The organism is Shewanella sp. MF05960, from assembly GCF_050849305.1.
GTDB lineage: Bacteria > Pseudomonadota > Gammaproteobacteria > Enterobacterales > Shewanellaceae > Shewanella.
Genome location: NZ_JBOZPS010000013.1, coordinates 26,752 through 44,138, shown reverse-complemented (window position 1 = coordinate 44,138; position 17,387 = coordinate 26,752). Strand labels below are relative to the sequence as shown.

Sequence of the window (17,387 nt, the reverse complement as noted above, 5' to 3'; positions counted from 1 at the left end):
CAAGTTGAACGTAAAGTCGTTTTATCACATAGCGTGAGATGTTATGCCAATAAAGGGGTAAAACAATTAAGGCCGCTGCTGCGGCCTTAAAGCGGTGTTAACACAACAAATTCCGCCTTATTTACGCGGCGTTAACACGTCTTATATAGTCTTTTTTAATGGCATCTGACCAGGGTTGACGTTGGCCATCGAGTAACTCAGCGCCTAGGTCATCAGCAATTTGATAGGCCGAGTTAAGCATAATGGTAAAGTTCATCATTGGGTCGCCAAAAGCGGGTAATGTCATAAATAATACCACCCCCTGGGTGACAAATTGCTCCATGTTGTCTGGGTCAAATATGCCAGGTTTTAACATGTTGGCTAATGAAAATAACACCTTGCCAGTCCCTGCATTATCAATATGACGATGGAAGATATCCATATCGCCAAACTTAAAGTTAAGTGACAACAAACTAGGTAATAATTCTGCGCCATGAATTTGCTCACCCGGCTTTGCCACAATGTGCAGCACTAATACATCGGTAGGTTCAATAGGCTCATCGGTTACCGTGGCTTTGGGCTCAGCGTTTACCTGTACAGCTTCAGTAGGCTTAGCCTCAACGCGAGGTGACTGCGTTACGGGTTCAGCTGTTGCGTTAACGGCTGGTTGGCTTGGCGTTTGTACTCGTGGCTTAGCAGGCTCTGCGTGAACAGGTGCAGATTTCACTGGTTCTGTTTTTGCTGGCAAGGGTTTACCGGTATAACTTTCTAATTTTGCCGTGCTGGTTGAGGTATTAAAAATCTTTTTCGGTAAACTCATGGCTGAGCTCACGCTTTGGGCCACGCTAGGCGGTGTAGGTGTTGGTGCATCATTTTCAACATTTAGCGTTGGCTGAACAGGTTGTGTCACTGTGACGGGTTCTGGTTGGCGTAAAGAATCCTGTAACGGTGTGTTACTTTGAGTCATCTGGGGTGAGTTAAGCGGTTTTTGGCTTAAATTAGTTTTCAGAATAGGCTTATTCACCGTTGCTTCAACTTCGTCAGCATTGCGTACGCGAACTTTGCCAATACCATCCGCATCGAAACCTTCAGTGTCACGACGTTGAGCTTGGTTTTTATAAAATCCGGCCATCGGACTTTGCTTCATTGATTTAGGTTGTTGTTTTCTAATTGACCAAAAACCATGCACTAACACCGCAATAATTGCGATCGCGCCTAATACAAACAACACCAGTTGTAGATCTTTCATTAGTATCCCTGTCTTTCTAATTTATACCGCATCGGCTAAGGCAACTGCGGCTTCAATGTCCACTGCGACTATCCTTGAAACGCCCGGTTCATGCATAGTAACGCCAATGAGTTGATCAGCCATTTCCATCGTTATTTTATTGTGACTGATATAAATAAATTGCACGCTTTGTGACATTTCTTGCAATAAACGACAAAAACGTTCGACGTTAGCGTCATCCAAAGGTGCATCAACTTCATCTAACATACAAAAAGGTGCTGGATTTAGTCTAAAAATAGCAAAGACTAATGATAAAGCGGTTAACGCTTTTTCTCCACCACTAAGTAAATGTATGGTGCTATTCTTTTTACCCGGTGGTTGGGCCATGATAGTGACCCCCGTTTCGAGTAAGTCATCATCGGTGAGCGCCAAATACGCTTTCCCCCCACCAAACACTTTAGGAAATAATTGCCCTAAATCGTGATTTACCGCTTCAAATGTTGCTTTAAAGCGGGTTTTCGTTTCTTTGTCGATTTTTCTGATTGCATCTTCCAGCGTAGACAATCCTTTATTTAAATCATCATCTTGACTGTCTAAATAGTCTTTACGTTCACGCTGGGTTTCAAATTCTTCAATTGCTGCAAGGTTAATAGCGCCTAAGCGAACAACTTTTTGTTTAACCTTTTCTAGCTGTTCTGCCCACACGTTTGCACTCGCATGTTCTGGCATATCGGCAACCACCTGCTGCAACTGAATTTGTTGCTCTTGCAGCAATTGTAGCTGTGCATTGGCCTGCCCTTTTAAACCCTCACGACGTAACTTTAACGCGCTTATCTTTTGAGTCAAGTCCTGTAACACTACAAGCTGTTGTTTTTGCATCAATACTGAGCTATCTACACTGGTTTGCAACTCGGATTGCTGAGCACGATTTTGTTGCAATTGTCGCTGCAGGGCTTGCTGTTGCTCAAGTGCGTCAGTCAGTTGAGCGGATAATTGTGCTAATTGATGCTCACCACGCTGATGTTGATTGTCTTGCAACATTTGTTGTAACTGAGCGTACTGATTTGATAATTCAGTCTGTTTTTCAGTTTGTTGTTGTAATTGTTGCAAGCTAAGCGCTTGTTGAGTGGCATGTTGTTGTCGCTGAGCTTGTTGCTGTGTTAATTGACTTAGGGCTTCTGCACGCTTACTTTTGGTTTCTCTCAGCTTTGCCTGGCTGTTTTGCCATGCATATTGCGCGACTTCATGTTGATTAATGGCAGTCGACAACGCATCTTCTTGAGTGAAAACTTGCGCTTCGTAAGCTTCTATTTGCATTTGTTTATCACGATAGACTTGTTCAAGCTTGGTAAGCGTATCCTGGCACTTTTGTTGTTTTTGTTGTTTATCGCTGAGTTGCTGTTGAACACTGGCCACTGTCGATTGCAGCTTTGTTTGGCTAATTTGCAATTGATGACAGTGTTGTTGTATCTGGCTTAATTGTATTTGCTGCTCAGCGGCTTGTTGGGTCTGTTCACTTAACGCTTGCTGCGCTGATGCCAACTGTGAGTCTAACGTTAACAATTGTTCGCTTAACACTGCACGCTCTTGGCTAAGTACGATGGCAGATTGCCCTGCTTGGGTGTGATTTAATACAAAACCGTGGCCCACGAGGTAACCTTCTTGAGTGGCAATGTACTGATTATCATTAATTTGTGGCAGTAGTTGTGTTGCTTCATCAAGATTTTGTGCCCAAATGACCGACGACAACCACGGCGCTAAATTAGCCTTTGTCGTAAAGGCATCATTGTTCAGGTTGGTTTGTTGAGCAAAGCCAATCAATGCTTGGCTAGGCGCTTCATCTGCGGATAAAACCGGTAATTGGCTTAATCCGTGCAATACCATATCAACGGCTTTTTCCCAGCCTGGTTTTACTTGTATTACTTGCCACAATTGTTGGCCTGACGATTGTGTGTGTCCGGCAAGCAATTCATCAATAAGCTGTAAACGAGCTTGGCGATGAGCCATGGTTTGCTTAAGCGTTTGGTAAGTATCTCTTTGTAGCTCTAGTGCATGTTGCGCGGTGCTAAGTTGCTGCTCACCTTGTTGTTGCTGGGCAAATGTTTCAGCTAACTGCGTATCAACAAGACTTAGTTGTGTTTGGGTATCACTTAATTGCGAGTGACTTTCTTGTTGCTCTAGCGCAGCTAACTCTTGAGTTAGTTGCACCTTTTGGCTTTCGTCTTGCTGCAAGCTTTGTTGCTGGTGTGCTAAGCTTGATTGCGATAAGGCCAGTTGCATTTTATTAGCCGCAAGAGTTTCAGCATATTGTGTGAGCTGTAATTGCTGATCATCACAAGCCTCTTCTACCACAGATAATTGTTCATCAATTAATTCAAGCGCAACTTGAGCTTGCTCGCAATGCGGAGTTAAGGCATCTGCTTGTGCAACTAACTGTTGGTAGTTGTCGTTCAAACTCGCAATAGCCAACTCACCTGCGGCTAATTGTTGTTGCAAAGCCGTGATTTGCTGTTGCAGCTGCGAGTCTTGCTGTTGCTGATGCTTAAGCTGTTGCTCGAGCTTAGTAATGTTATTGCCGGTTAAATAGTATTGCTCAACTAATTTATGCTCAGCATCGCTTAACTCAGCCAATTGCTGTTTAAGCTGCGTAACACTGGTGTCACTCTGTTGGGCGGTGCTTTGCTGCTGTTCAGATTGACTCTCTAACCCGCTTAATTCCGCTTCAAGTTTATCGGTTTGAGCAAGTTGCTCTTGATAACGAATAACCAGTAATTGGCTGTGCAGTTGACGTTCGCTATTTTTAAGTTCGCGGTATTGTAATGCGGCTTTGGCTTGTTGTGATAACTTGTCGAGTTGTGCGCCTAATTCAACCCTAATGTCATTTAAACGCGCTAAGTTTTCACGCGTATGACGAATGCGATTTTCGGTTTCTCGGCGGCGTTCTTTATAACGTGAGATACCGGCTGCTTCTTCGATAAACACCCGCAGCTCTTGCGGTTTAGATTCAATTAAACGGGAAATCGTTCCCTGTTCAATAATCGCATAGCTTCGCGGCCCAAGCCCGGTGCCCATAAATAAATCAGTAATGTCTTTACGGCGGCACTTTTGACCGTTTAAAAAGTAAGTTGATTCGCTGTCGCGATTGACTTGACGTTTAATTGATATTTCTTGATAACTCGCATATTGCCCAGCTAAACGCCCTTGAGTGTTTTCAAAAACTAATTCAACTCCGGCTACAGAAATAGGCTTGCGTGAAGATGAGCCGTTAAAAATAACATCGGTCATCGAATCGCCACGAAGATTTTTAGCGCTACTTTCTCCCAGCACCCAACGCACAGCATCAATCACGTTGGATTTGCCGCAGCCATTTGGGCCAATAATTGCTGATAACGCGTTATCAAAAGGGATTTTAGTTGGGTCTACAAACGACTTAAATCCAGCAAGTTTTATTTGTTTTAATCTCATGTTGCCAGTTCAGGTACGCATTAAAAGGAAAAAGCAGCTCACTTTAGCAATTGAGCCGCATTTTGTAACGATTTTTATCCTTTTGAAACAGTTTATCGCTTGTTTTATTGTCTTTGCCTAGTCAAAATCAATGTCATGAGTCACAAAATAGGCGAGTTACATGGTAAACAACACTCAGACCGTTAAAAAGAGCGGTGTAAATTATTTTATGCAAGGCTTTCAATTAATTAAACAGCCAGGGTTACGCTCATTTGTGTTTATCCCGCTGATGATCAATTTAGTGCTTTTTGCTGGAGCGATGTATCTTGCTGTTGGCCAACTGACACAACTTTTTGACTGGATGGATGGCCAATTACCCGATTACCTGAGTTGGTTGCATTTCTTTTTATGGCCCTTGGCAGTGCTGACTATGTTAGTGGTGATGTCGTTTATATTCAGTTCGGTAATGAACTGGTTAGCCGCCCCTTTTAATGGCTTACTCGCTGAAAAAGTGGAACAACATCTTACCGGCAAAAACTTAAACACTGGCACGTCTATCGACATGGTTAAAGATTTACCGCGTGTGCTCGGACGGGAATGGACAAAGCTTAAGTACTATCTACCCAGAGCATTGCTATTTTTGGTGTTATTTTGGGTTCCCGTCATCGGCCAAACTGCAGCGCCGATTTTATGGTTTTTATTTACCGCCTGGATGATGGCGATTCAATATTGTGATTACCCATTTGATAACCATAAAGTCAGCTTTGATGACATGAAGTTTGCCCTTAAAAACACCAAAGGTTCGAGCTACAGTTTTGGCGCATCGGTCACTTTGTTTTCAATGATCCCGATTGTGAACTTTATTGTGATGCCTGTGGCAATTTGTGGTGCAACCTCAATGTGGGTCGACAAATATCGCGAAGCCTATAAAAACCCAATGATTGCACCTGACTAGTGTGTTAATCGCTGCGTTTTAGCCGGTATGATGCAATGTTCCACAATGAGCCCGTTCTGTTGAACGGGCTTTTTTATGCCTGCCCAACATTCTGTAACAATTCATTGATATTTTTATTACATGTCAGACCTACCCTGAACCCACTTTTTTGCGACAATGGCCAAAATAACAATAAAGAGAAACTGTGGTTGTGATTAACTTTTTTCGTGGTGTATTCATTGCAAGTATTGTGTCTGGGGTTATGTCCGGTGCTATATCGCAAGACTGCTTTGCCGGTTCTAGCCAACAATTTCATTTAGATATTCCAACTATCAATCAAGAAGTTGAAATCGATGGTGACTTCAATGAGCCTGTTTGGCAGCAAGCAGCACAGGTAATGTTAAAATACGAAACCTCTCCAGGGGAAAATATTGCCGCCCCAGTCAATACCTATGCCAAAGTATTTGCCTCTGAAACTAGCTTGTATTTTGCCTTTATCGCTCACGATCCATCGCCAGAGAATATCAGGGTAAACCTGAGAGACCGAGATAAATCCTGGGGCGACGATATGGTCGGTATTAAGCTCGACACGTTTAACAATGCCCGTCTAGCCTACCAATTTTTTATCAATGCTTATGGGGTACAAAGTGATTCAATTGAAAACGAACTCACTGGCCAGGAAAGTGATGCCTGGGACGGTATTTGGTACAGTAAAGGTAAATTGACCGAGCAAGGCTATCAAGTTGAAATACAACTGCCACTGCGCTTGTTTAACTTTGATGACAGCCACCCTTTGCAAACGTGGGGGATAGAATTAGTCCGTTTTTATCCTCGTAATGAAACCCATCGATTATCGACTCATCAAATTGATCGTAATGTAGCATGCCAGCTTTGCCAATTAGGTACAGCCTCTGGCCTTGCTGGAGCGACACAAGGTAAAGACCTCCAAATAACGCCATCTTTTGTGGCTGACCAAAATCATCAGCGAGACATTGCATCAACAGGCCCGTGGCAAGATAATACCAACGTGGAAGCGGGTGTTGACCTACGTTGGGGGATCACCCCAACGACGTTACTTAATGCCACCATTAACCCCGATTTCTCACAAGTTGAAGCCGACGCAGGGCAATTAGATGTTAACAATACCTTTGCGCTATTTTTCCCAGAGAAACGCGCGTTCTTTTTAGACAATAAAGACTATTTTGATACTCAATTAGATTTACTGCATACCCGTAATATTGGCTCGCCAGACTATGGTTTAAAGCTCACCAGCAAAACTGACGATCATACCTTTGCAATGTTGGCGGCTAATGACATTCAAAGCCAATTTTTAGTGCCTGGTAACCTAAGCTCCGATATTGCTGTCATTAATGAGCAAAGCCATAACGTTGCAACGCGATACCGATTTGACCCGAGTAAGCAATTTTCGATTGGTGGTTTAGTCACCTTAAAGCAAGCGGATGATTACCATAACTATTTAGCAAGCGTTGACGTTAAATATCAACCCACGAAGCAAGACACGTTTACCGCGCAATATGCCCACTCGCAAACACAATACCCAGATGAATTTTTCAATCAATTTTGCGGTAGTGACGATTGTAGTGATGCTTTAGATGGCTGTGAAATAGGTGATTGTGCCATTAACGAACGAGTATTGCGCACCAATAAAGACGATAAATTTGATGATAGAATGTACAACATTGCCTATCAACACGAGCGTCGGAGCTGGTATGTCTCTACTAATTATGAATCAATAGGCAGCGATTTTAGAGCCGATTTAGGCTTTATCGATAAAGTTGATTTAGCTAAATTTGTGTTTGGTGGCGGTTATATTTGGTATCCGGACAACAGCTTTTTTAACCGCATAGAATTGGGCGGAGACTGGGATATTACCCATAGCCAAAATAATGAACGCCTCGAACAAGAAACCGAAATGTTTATTGAGTTTGAAGGTGGCTTACAAAGTTATATTGCGACAGGAATTATTCAGCGCGAACGAGTGGGCAGACGTCATAACCCGAGCATCATTGATATTAACGATAACACCACCCTGTTTGAAGAAACCTTAGGCTGGTTATATACCAATTTTACCCCAGTAGGCTCACTCAAGCTCGAATTGGATATGTACTTGGGTGATGATATCGATTTTGCCAACAACCGCCCTGCTACAGTACACATGTATAATCCGGGTATTGAATGGAAGATAACAGAGTCGTTAGTGCTCGATTTTTCACACCGTTACCAAACCTTAGATGTTGCCGATGGCCGTTTATTTACCGCCAACCTCAGTGATGTACGCTTAAATTGGCAATTAACCCTCAATAGCTTTATCCGCTTAAGCAGTGTATATACCCGCATTGAACGCGACCCTAATTTATATCTGTACCAAAATCCAGATAAGCTCTATCAAGACTTAGGCAACGAATTGCTATACGGCTATAAGTTAAATCCGCAAAGTGTATTTTATGTGGGGTATTCTGACGCATTTGTGGCAAACGATGATATAGATTCGTTAACGCAACATGAGAAAACCTACTTCATGAAGCTGAGTTATGCCTGGTTGTTATAAAGCATGCCAATAAATTAGCCACACAAAAACGCCGTTGATAAATATGATCAACGGCGTTTGTGTGTGTATCTTAGGGTTAAACAATAAGTATTACTGACTCATCACCTGGTTACGCCCTGCCGCTTTGGCTTGATAGAGTAACTCATCGGCGCGCTGTAATGCATGATCGAGCGTTTCGTTATCTCGGGTCGATACGCCGCAACTGAATGACACCTGTAAATCCCCCGCCGTGGTAGATATAGGGCTTATGGTACATTGCTCTCTAAACTTATTCACTAACGTACTGGCTTTAGTGCTGTCCAAGCCTTTAAAGGCAATCACAAACTCTTCACCACCAAAACGTGCAACAGTAAAGTTTGCTGCAAAAGCATTTTCTAATCGCTGAGCAAATTCAATTAACACTTGATCGCCAACATCATGACCATGGGTATCGTTAATTTTTTTGAAAAAATCTAAATCTAACAATGCCACCGACAATAATCCGTTATCAGAGTCTTTGCTATTATGCTGACTGAAAAAATACCGACGAGTGTAAGATTGAGTTAAATAATCACGATTAGCCTTAGCCCATAAATTGCGCATCATATCGAGCGCATCTAAAGTATTAAGTACCCGGCAATGAAACTCTTCATGGACAAACGGTTTTTGCAAGAAATCATCGGCACCGTTTTTAATAAACTTGGCCGATAAGCTTTCGTCGTTGTCATTCGATAAGCCAATAATCGCGATATCTTCGCGATTATATTTCTCGCGTACCCGCAATATTAATTCTACACCATCAATTTTTGGCATGTTGTAGTCAGTAATCAACAACTGAATATCAGGCTCTTGCTCAAGTACCGTTAATGCTTCTTCACCGTCCTTTGCTTCAATCACTTGAAACAAATGATGTTCAAGCAACATACGCACAAATTTACGGCTAACCACTGAGTCATCGACCACCAACACTTTAACCTGTTGATTGCGATACAACCTGTCGATAAGTTTAACCACGTATTGATAGCTGTATCGATTATCTTTAGGAATATAATCAACAATACCAAGCTTGAGAATTTCCCGACGCTGGTGAGCATCTAAATTACTGGTGAGCACAATACAAGGCGTTTTATAAGACGTTAATACCAGACGCACAATGTCACCATTGGAGGCGTCTGGCAGGTTTAAGTCTGCGACGACGACAAAGTATTGATGTTGCTCTAATAACGCCAATGCACTAGACATATCTGGCGCAACGTCCACATGATAACCAAGATCTTGTACAATTAAATGCTTCAAGATTTTAGATATGGTAGTGCTGTCTTCAACAATCAATACTCGCAATACTTTCACCTTGTTAATTATTATCGGTGCACTAATGAGTTAGCACTTTTCGAGCACTATACTACCTATCGAATAGCCAGCGCCAAATGAGCACAATAAACCTAAATCGCCCGTTTTAAAATCTTGATTGAATTTATGAAATGCAATCACTGACCCTGCCGATGCTGTATTAGCATATTCATCAAGTACGATAGGTGCTTGTGATGGCTCAACATTATCACCAAGAAGCTTCTTCACTACAAATAAATTCATGTTTATGTTGGCTTGATGGAGCCATAAACGCTTAAATTCTTCAGGCTTTATTTGTTCATCAGAAAATTGTGCGTCAAGGTGCTGATAAATCATCGGCAGCAACTCTTTAAACACTTTGCGCCCTTGTTGGTGAAATAGTTTATCTGCGCTGTTGGCCTGCGCAGGATCGCAGCGGTTAACAAAACCGAAGTTGCTGCGAATATTACTTGAGTAGTCAGTGACACATCGCGTCGATAACACACTAAAGGCATGCTCTGAGGTTGAAAGCTCAGCACGCTCAACCACCACGGCCGTCGCCACATCACCAAAGATAAAGTGGCTATCGCGATCGCGGAAGTTAATTTGTGGTGAAGTCAGCTCAGGATTAATCACTAACACACGATTAGCCGTACCACCGCGGATGGCATTAACCGCATTCACAATAGCAAACGTCGCAGACGAACACGCCACTAACATGTCATACGCAAAGCCTTTAGTGCCCATAGCTTGTTGTATTTCAATCGCAATGGCCGGGTACGCTCGCTGGGTATAAGCACAGGCGACAATGACTAAATCAATATCGTCTGCGGTTAAATTGGCTTGCGCTAAGGCTTGCGTTGCCGCTGCAATCCCCATTTCAGCTTGCATTGATAAAGCATCAGAAGGTTTGTCGGCAATCAAGGGCATCATGATGTCTGTATCTAAAATACCGTCTTTTACCATCACATAACGACTTTTAATACCTGATGCTTTTTCAATAAACTCACTCGAAGAGTAAGCCAATGCAGCAGTAGTGCCTGCTTCAATGTCTGCAGCATGCTGTTGGTTAAATTGATCAACATAACTGTTGTAACAGGTCACCAATTCATCGTTAGACACGCTATAAGGAGGGGTATATAAACCACTGCCAGAAATCACAACTTTATTCATTTTGCTCTACCATTATTAGTGAGTAAGTGAGTTAATGCTCATCAGCAACCAGACATTCCCATGATGCGAGTGAAGTATGATAATGCTATCGCAATAATCACGCTCGTCATCTGCCTCGTTACATTTCAACCGAGCTGAATTAACTTATTGCAGCTATTCTAGTATTTTATATTTTGTTTTCGTCATACTAAATTAAATTTGCATGATGGTCGGACCATCGAATGGTGTTTATTTGGCCGAAAAGCCCGAAAACCCGCCAAAAACTGTCGTTTTAGTATAACAGCATTAACGCTAATAACTAAAAGGAATAAAGAAGAACAAACTTTCACTTCTAAATCCTGCCAAGCAGATTATGATTGAGCAATGCAACCATAGGAGCAAATAATCCATGAGCAAAATTTTCGAAGATAATTCATACACTTTAGGTAATACCCCGTTAGTTCGTTTAAACCGTGTCAGCAATGGCAAAGTGTTAGCAAAAGTAGAAGCCCGTAACCCAAGCTTCAGTGTTAAGTGTCGTATTGGCGCGAACATGATTTGGGATGCTGAAAAGAAAGGTCTGCTAACCAAAGATATCGAGTTAATTGAACCGACTTCGGGTAACACAGGTATTGCACTTGCTTATGTTGCTGCTGCACGTGGTTACAAGTTAACCCTAACCATGCCAAACACCATGAGCCTTGAGCGTCGCAAACTGCTTAAAGCATTAGGTGCAAACCTAGTGTTAACAGAAGGCGCCAAAGGCATGAAAGGTGCCATCGATAAGGCTGAAGAAATTCGCCAATCAGCGCCAGAAAAATATTTAGTGCTGGGTCAATTTAGTAACCCTGCTAACCCAGAAATTCATGAAAAAACCACCGGCCCAGAAATCTGGAACGATACCGATGGTGAAGTTGATGTGTTTGTTGCCGGTGTAGGTACTGGCGGTACGTTAACAGGTGTGAGCCGCTACTTGAAAGCGCAAGGTAAAACCATTACTTCTGTTGCCGTAGAGCCCGTTGATTCACCGGTTATTGCCCAAGCGTTAGCAGGACAACCGATTCAACCAGGTCCACACAAAATTCAAGGTATCGGTGCTGGCTTTATTCCTGGTAACTTAGATTTGTCGATTATTGACCGTGTTGAAGCTGTAAGTAATGAAGATTCAATTGAAATGGCGCGCCGTTTAATGAAAGAAGAAGGTATCCTAGTGGGTATTTCTTCTGGTGCAGCTGTAGTGGCTGCCAACCGTATCGCCGCATTACCTGAATTTGCAGATAAGACTATTGTGGTTATTTTACCTTCTGCAGCAGAGCGTTATTTATCATCAGTATTATTTGCTGGCGAATTTAGCGACAGCGAGAACGTACAGTAATACAAAACTTGGGCCTGAAATAAGGCTAAAGCAATCCTAAAATGCCAACAATGAACTTGTTGGCATTTTTTATTGCTTCTATTTTGACTAACCTTCTATTGTTTCTACTTTTTAAATCAACAAGAGCAAAACAATAAAATACAAAGTTTATTGCATGTCCAAGATTCAACTTAATGTGATATTCTTGTCTACACGCAAAACTCACTAGATAAGCAATAAATAGTGATATTTTCTGCATAAATACCGCATAAATGAATCTATTAGTGATTATGACTCACTGATTTGAGCAAATTAATCGAAGTGAAAATATATTGAATCCAATATTCAATCTGACTGTTTAACGTCATTTTTATATTAAAAGATCACATCGTTAAATAAATTCATCTAAATTGTGAAATAATTCACTTTACATATAATCAACAAGATTAGATTGGTCATTCACCTATAACCCATCAAAAACGCCTCAATCGATACAATTCCGTAACAAATTCAGCTTTTGTAAATTATCGTCCTGACAAATTTGTATTTTAGTCACTCACTTGTTGATTATTTGTTTATTAAAATGACGACATGAGTTAACGCTTATTTTTAAATACCTAATCTTTATAGTGTTGTTTTTTATTGAATTTATCGTTATACCCATGCTCGTGTAATGTTATGTCAGCCTACTCTGCGAAGTGCTGCAATTAATTACATCATAATAAAAAACATTTCTGGGAGTGATAAAATGCAAGTTAATTCAAAATTAGCCAATGCGGTTCGCATTGCGTTAATGAGTGGTGTCGTGTTGTCTGCCACCACATCAATCAATGCCATCGCTGAAGACACCGCGGCGTCAAATGTAGAACGTATTTCAGTCACTGGTTCACGTATTATTCGTGAAGGTGCAATTGCGCCAACGCCTGTGACAGTGATTACCGGTGATGAATTATTATCAACAGGTGTAACCAATATTGGTGAAGCGCTAAACCAATTACCTGCACTTGGTAATACTTTCTCATTAGCGAATTCAGGTAATTCAATTGGCACATCAGGGCTTAACATACTTGATTTAAGAAGCATGGGTACCGCCAGAACATTGGTGCTTGTTAATGGTAAACGCCATGTATCAAGCTCTGCGGGTTCATCGTCTGTAGACGTTAACACCATCCCAAGTGTGTGGATTGATAAAGTAGAAGTGATCACAGGTGGCGCATCGGCAATTTATGGTGCAGATGCGGTAACCGGTGTTGTTAACTTTATTTTAAAGAAAAATGTTAACGGTTTAGATGTATCAGCCACCAAAGGCTGGGCCGATGATAGCGACTTTAAAAAAGATCGCTTTTCGTTATCTTACGGTAAAGACTTTGCACAAGGTGATGGTAACGTTGCTTTTGCGGTGGAATATAGCTCTCAGGAGCAATTACGTGCATTTGACCGTGATCAAACCTCAACTGCTTTTGCCAGTTTAGCCAATACAAGTCGCACAGAAGACAATAACGACCCGGCTAACCCAGACAAAATCCTGACACCTAATGCTGGCCATTACAGCATTAGTAACGCCGGTACGATTTATTTAGATGGTTGGAAAACCTTTAATGCCGACGGTTCAATGAAAGATGTGTATTTAGGTAAAAATGTTGATGGTATCCGTTGTGCTGAGTGTGATTTCACTAACTTAAATCAGTTTGTTACATTGCAACCAGAATTTGAGCGTTACAACGTTAACTTTAAAACCAACTATCAACTGAACGATGACCATAATGTGTATTTTGAAGCTAAATACGCTAATAGTCAGTCAACCGGTGAAAGTCAGCCTGCATTCTTCTTTAGCAACCCAGTGAACAACGTTAGCATTGATAACGCCTTTGTCAGCCCTGAACTGGCAAGCCTAATGCGAGACAATAATACAGACACCATCAATGTTCGTCGCTTTATGACTGACTTAGGTGCGCGCATTGAAGATGATACCCGTGAAACTCAACGTTATGTTTTAGGCTTAGACGGTATTGTTTTTGAAGATTGGGACTACGATCTTTATGCCGTTTATGGTCAGACTGATCTTGAACGTATTAATAAAAACAACCTTGTATATAGTAACTATAGCAACGCACTTGATTCGATTTTAGTGGATGGTGAAGCTGTGTGTCGTGACGAAACGGCAAGAGCGGCAGGTTGTGTTGCGGTTGATATTTTTGGTTATGGCGCACCAAGCCAGGAAGCCATCGATTATATTAATACCACGTCTACAGGCACATCTGTTATTAAGCAAACGGTGTTAGGCGGCAGCATGACAAACTCTGGTTTGTTTGAATTGCCAGCCGGTTATGTTGGTTTCTCTACGGGTGTTGAATACCGCAAAGAAGAAAGTGAAGTATTTGAACCTAATAATGCTGAAGGTACATTCTTTAACGTACTAGGCGAAGATAAAGGTGAGTTTAACGTTCGCGAAATATTTGCTGAAATGACCTTACCGTTACTTGCTGATTTACCCATGGTTCGTCAGTTAGATCTCGACCTTGCTATCCGTTTTGCTGATTACAGCACCATTGGCAATGCAACAACGTGGAAAACAGGCTTAAGCTGGGAAGTAGACGACGAAATTCGTGTCCGTACCACTTACTCTGAAGCCATTCGTGCACCTAACATCAGTGAGCTTTACGGCGCAGAAAGCCAAACCTTCTTCAGTGTAGAAGATCCTTGTCGTGCAACCAGTTTAGGCGAGCAAAATGATTCAACAATCCGCCAAGCAAACTGCACAGCTTTAGGTGTGGCAACGGGTTTTGATTCTGATTATGACGATGAAACCCTTGACGGTGTCAGCAGTGGCAATGAAGAATTAGAAGCAGAAGAGTCTAAGAGTTACACCTTAGGCGTGGTTTATCAGCCAGGCTTTATCGATGGTTTATCGATTACAACTGACTATTGGAACATTGAAATAGAAAATGCCATTAGTGTTGTAGATTCACAAAATATTCTTAACCGCTGCGTCGACTCAAAAAATGGTATTGATAATGAGTATTGTAAGTTAATTACTCGCGATTCAAGCACCAGTGAAATTACCGAAATTAGACAGCAATCATTAAACATCTCTGCACTTGAAGCCGCGGGTATCGACTTTGATATCAGTTATACCTTTGAAGCATTTAATGGTGATGTTCGCACAAATATTGTTGCAACTCGTCTATTAAAACGTAAAGACTTCTTGTTCCAAGATGAGCCAGATGCCTTCGAAGAATTTGCCGGTACTGCAGGTTATGCTAAATGGCAAGCTAACTGGAGCATTAACTATGCTATCGATAATTGGGACTACTCGTGGAGAACCCGTTACATTCAGGCGGTAGATTTATACACTAACTACACCCTGGACAACAACGCGAATCCTAGCAGCGCGATGGCATATGGTGATTACTACATCAGCGATGCCTCTGTGTCTTACAGCTTCGATTCTGGTATTTCATTAAAATTTGGTATTGATAATCTATTTAATCGTGACTTACCTTACGGCACAACAGGGACTAGTGCAGAAAGTTCTGCTTATGACAACGTAGGCCGTTACTTCCACACAACAGCTACATACAAGTTCTAAATATGGATAGCTAATCCGTATCATTGATCGATATTCGAACGGCATCTTAGGATGCCGTTTCTTTATTTATAATCTATTTACGCCAGTCCTTATCCTGAGTGAACGTAAATTACTGCTAACCTCGCCACAAAACCAACATTAAGCACTGTACCAAACCACAAAAATAAACGACGATTAACCAACATAAAAATTTAAAGCTCGAATAATCAATAGGTAACTTATGCACTATACACTGAAACAAATCGCTGTTTTTGATGCTGTCGCCAGTTTCGAAAGTGTTAGTGCTGCGGCCAAAAAATTATCGATGAGTCAATCTGCGGTCAGCATGTCGTTAAGCCAACTAGAGCATTTATTAGGACGGCCGCTATTTATTCGCCAGGGAAATCGGCTAATAATGAGCCACTGGGGGCAATGGCTGCGCCCAAGAGCACAAAAGTTATTGCAAGATGCGCAACAAATTGCCTTAGGCCTGCATGACCAACATATTATTAGCGGCACGGTTAAACTGTGTTCAAGCCAGACAGCAGCAGAACATTTATTGCCTAAGCTTATCAGTAAAATTGATAATGATTTTCCTGAGCTGAGGATTGAAATAGCCGTTGAAAATAGTGACCACGTCGCCAAAGAAGTACTTGATTACCAATTTGATTTAGGGATTATTGAAGGTCGTATCGATGACAGCCGATTACACCAAGAGCCCTGGATTGACGATCACCTTGTGGTCGTAGCCTCACCGCATCATCCATTTGCCAAACACAAACAAACCAGTGTGTCGCAATTAGAACAAGCAAAATGGGTATTAAGAGAGCCTGGAGCTGGCACAAGACGCATTTTTGATGCCGCTATTCACGGATTAATCGTTCAATTAAATGTTTGGAAAGAATACGAACATGTCGGCTTATTAAAAGCATTAGTCAAAAATGGCGTATATTTAAGTTGCCTGCCCTATTTAGATGTTGAAAAAGACGTCGCCAAAGGGGAATTAGTGGTATTAACCACGCCGGAACTAAACTTAAAGCGCCATTTATCGTTTATTTGGCGTCAAGACACGGGTGATAACCCATTACGCAATTGCCTCATTGCTGAAGCGAAAAGATTAACTCGAGAATAATGCGCCACGGGTTAATCTGCCCTCCTCTGACATACTGATTGCAGACTTAAGTATTACCCCTGTTAAACCCAATAGTTTCAGCATGTTGAATCAAGTAGATTGCGGCGATTAAATTGCTGTCGCAACCTACGCTATCCAGCCCTTGTATGAATCACGTTGCACTTGAGCCGACTCGGTTAATCACATTGCAATATCGTGAAGTCATTACTTAATATTAATGGCTTTGTCCGTAAAAAATCAGCAACACCACTCTCCCCCTTTTGCGCCCTTTATTAGGTAAAACCTTCGCTTATTAATGCGGATTGCGATAAACCCAATCAAATGAATAAACCCAATCAAAGTTAAACGTATCGTTATCTGACCAAGCGAGCCCTCTACGCTGAGTTTCTAAGTCAAAAGCATGTTGCATTATTTAATGATGCTTTACTGGCTCTGCAAACGAAATATAAGCTGCGTGAACATCTAAATTTGGGCCCCAACTACGCTAAATAAAAGTGTCACACTCGATCAGTAAAATTGATACTGAGTATCAAGCTGTACATTTTTTGACTTTTTGACTCGATTTAAGCTGTATTTATTGATCTAATTTTGCCATCAACTTGTTAACCAGCTCCCACTTAGCGTAAACAAAACATCAACTTTATTGATAGCAAGTGATGACTACGCAAGCCTATGCTAAAATCAACAGGTAAATTGGTCTTACCAAGAAAGTGAAAGCA

The 17,387-nt window shown here is 41.6% G+C and carries 9 protein-coding genes; 5 read left to right on the top strand and 4 right to left on the bottom strand.

Features of this window, described 5'->3' with window-relative positions; genetic code table 11:
- Positions 1-121: 121 nt before the first annotated feature.
- Together zipA and smc are read right to left on the bottom strand one after the other, a co-directional pair.
- The gene (gene zipA, locus ACROAE_RS13775; RefSeq protein WP_432402680.1) at positions 122-1,228 is read right to left on the bottom strand and encodes a cell division protein ZipA; all 1,107 of its coding nucleotides are present in this window, start codon (positions 1,226-1,228) and stop codon (positions 122-124) included.
- A gap of 21 nt (positions 1,229-1,249) precedes the next feature.
- Complete coding sequence (smc, locus tag ACROAE_RS13770; protein WP_432402678.1) at positions 1,250-4,672, bottom strand: chromosome segregation protein SMC; 3,423 nt, start codon at positions 4,670-4,672, stop codon at positions 1,250-1,252.
- A 160-nt stretch (positions 4,673-4,832) separates the two neighbouring features.
- Here smc and cysZ point away from each other — a divergent pair, with 160 nt between their 5' ends.
- Together cysZ and ACROAE_RS13760 are read left to right on the top strand one after the other, a co-directional pair.
- Complete coding sequence (gene cysZ / locus ACROAE_RS13765) at positions 4,833-5,606, top strand: sulfate transporter CysZ (RefSeq protein WP_432402675.1); 774 nt, start codon at positions 4,833-4,835, stop codon at positions 5,604-5,606.
- 241 nt (positions 5,607-5,847) lie between these two features.
- On the top strand, positions 5,848-8,154 hold the full coding sequence (locus ACROAE_RS13760; RefSeq protein ID WP_432402837.1) for a DUF5916 domain-containing protein: 2,307 nt from the start codon (positions 5,848-5,850) through the stop codon (positions 8,152-8,154).
- 90 nt (positions 8,155-8,244) lie between these two features.
- Here the strand turns inward: ACROAE_RS13760 and ACROAE_RS13755 are convergent, their stop codons facing one another.
- Positions 8,245-9,474 (bottom strand): response regulator, encoded by a 1,230-nt coding sequence (locus ACROAE_RS13755; RefSeq protein WP_432402673.1) that lies wholly within the window; start codon positions 9,472-9,474, stop codon positions 8,245-8,247.
- A 39-nt stretch (positions 9,475-9,513) separates the two neighbouring features.
- Positions 9,514-10,635: a beta-ketoacyl-ACP synthase III gene (locus ACROAE_RS13750; RefSeq protein WP_432402671.1), complete on the bottom strand. Its 1,122-nt coding sequence runs from the start codon at positions 10,633-10,635 to the stop codon at positions 9,514-9,516.
- A gap of 388 nt (positions 10,636-11,023) precedes the next feature.
- Between ACROAE_RS13750 and cysK the strand changes: the two genes are divergently transcribed.
- The 3 genes from cysK to ACROAE_RS13735 all read left to right on the top strand — a co-directional run bounded on the left by cysK (position 11,024) and on the right by ACROAE_RS13735 (position 16,668).
- The gene (cysK, locus tag ACROAE_RS13745) at positions 11,024-11,989 is read left to right on the top strand and encodes a cysteine synthase A (RefSeq protein ID WP_432402669.1); all 966 of its coding nucleotides are present in this window, start codon (positions 11,024-11,026) and stop codon (positions 11,987-11,989) included.
- 727 nt (positions 11,990-12,716) lie between these two features.
- A complete protein-coding gene (locus ACROAE_RS13740; protein WP_432402667.1) occupies positions 12,717-15,557 on the top strand; it encodes a TonB-dependent receptor domain-containing protein in 2,841 nt (946 codons plus the stop codon).
- A gap of 220 nt (positions 15,558-15,777) precedes the next feature.
- Positions 15,778-16,668, top strand: a complete 891-nt coding sequence (locus tag ACROAE_RS13735; protein ID WP_432402665.1) for a LysR substrate-binding domain-containing protein — start codon at positions 15,778-15,780, stop codon at positions 16,666-16,668.
- Positions 16,669-17,387: the final 719 nt, after the last annotated feature.

What these genes read in the sequence shown, in the direction of transcription:
- zipA (WP_432402680.1), bottom strand. Translation starts at nt 1,228, where the DNA reads ATGAAAGATCTACAACTGGTGTTGTTTGTATTAGGCGCGATCGCAATT.
- smc (WP_432402678.1), bottom strand. Translation starts at nt 4,672, where the DNA reads ATGAGATTAAAACAAATAAAACTTGCTGGATTTAAGTCGTTTGTAGAC.
- cysZ (WP_432402675.1), top strand. Translation starts at nt 4,833, where the DNA reads ATGGTAAACAACACTCAGACCGTTAAAAAGAGCGGTGTAAATTATTTT.
- ACROAE_RS13760 (WP_432402837.1), top strand. Translation starts at nt 5,848, where the DNA reads ATGTCCGGTGCTATATCGCAAGACTGCTTTGCCGGTTCTAGCCAACAA.
- ACROAE_RS13750 (WP_432402671.1), bottom strand. Translation starts at nt 10,635, where the DNA reads ATGAATAAAGTTGTGATTTCTGGCAGTGGTTTATATACCCCTCCTTAT.
- cysK (WP_432402669.1), top strand. Translation starts at nt 11,024, where the DNA reads ATGAGCAAAATTTTCGAAGATAATTCATACACTTTAGGTAATACCCCG.
- ACROAE_RS13740 (WP_432402667.1), top strand. Translation starts at nt 12,717, where the DNA reads ATGCAAGTTAATTCAAAATTAGCCAATGCGGTTCGCATTGCGTTAATG.
- ACROAE_RS13735 (WP_432402665.1), top strand. Translation starts at nt 15,778, where the DNA reads ATGCACTATACACTGAAACAAATCGCTGTTTTTGATGCTGTCGCCAGT.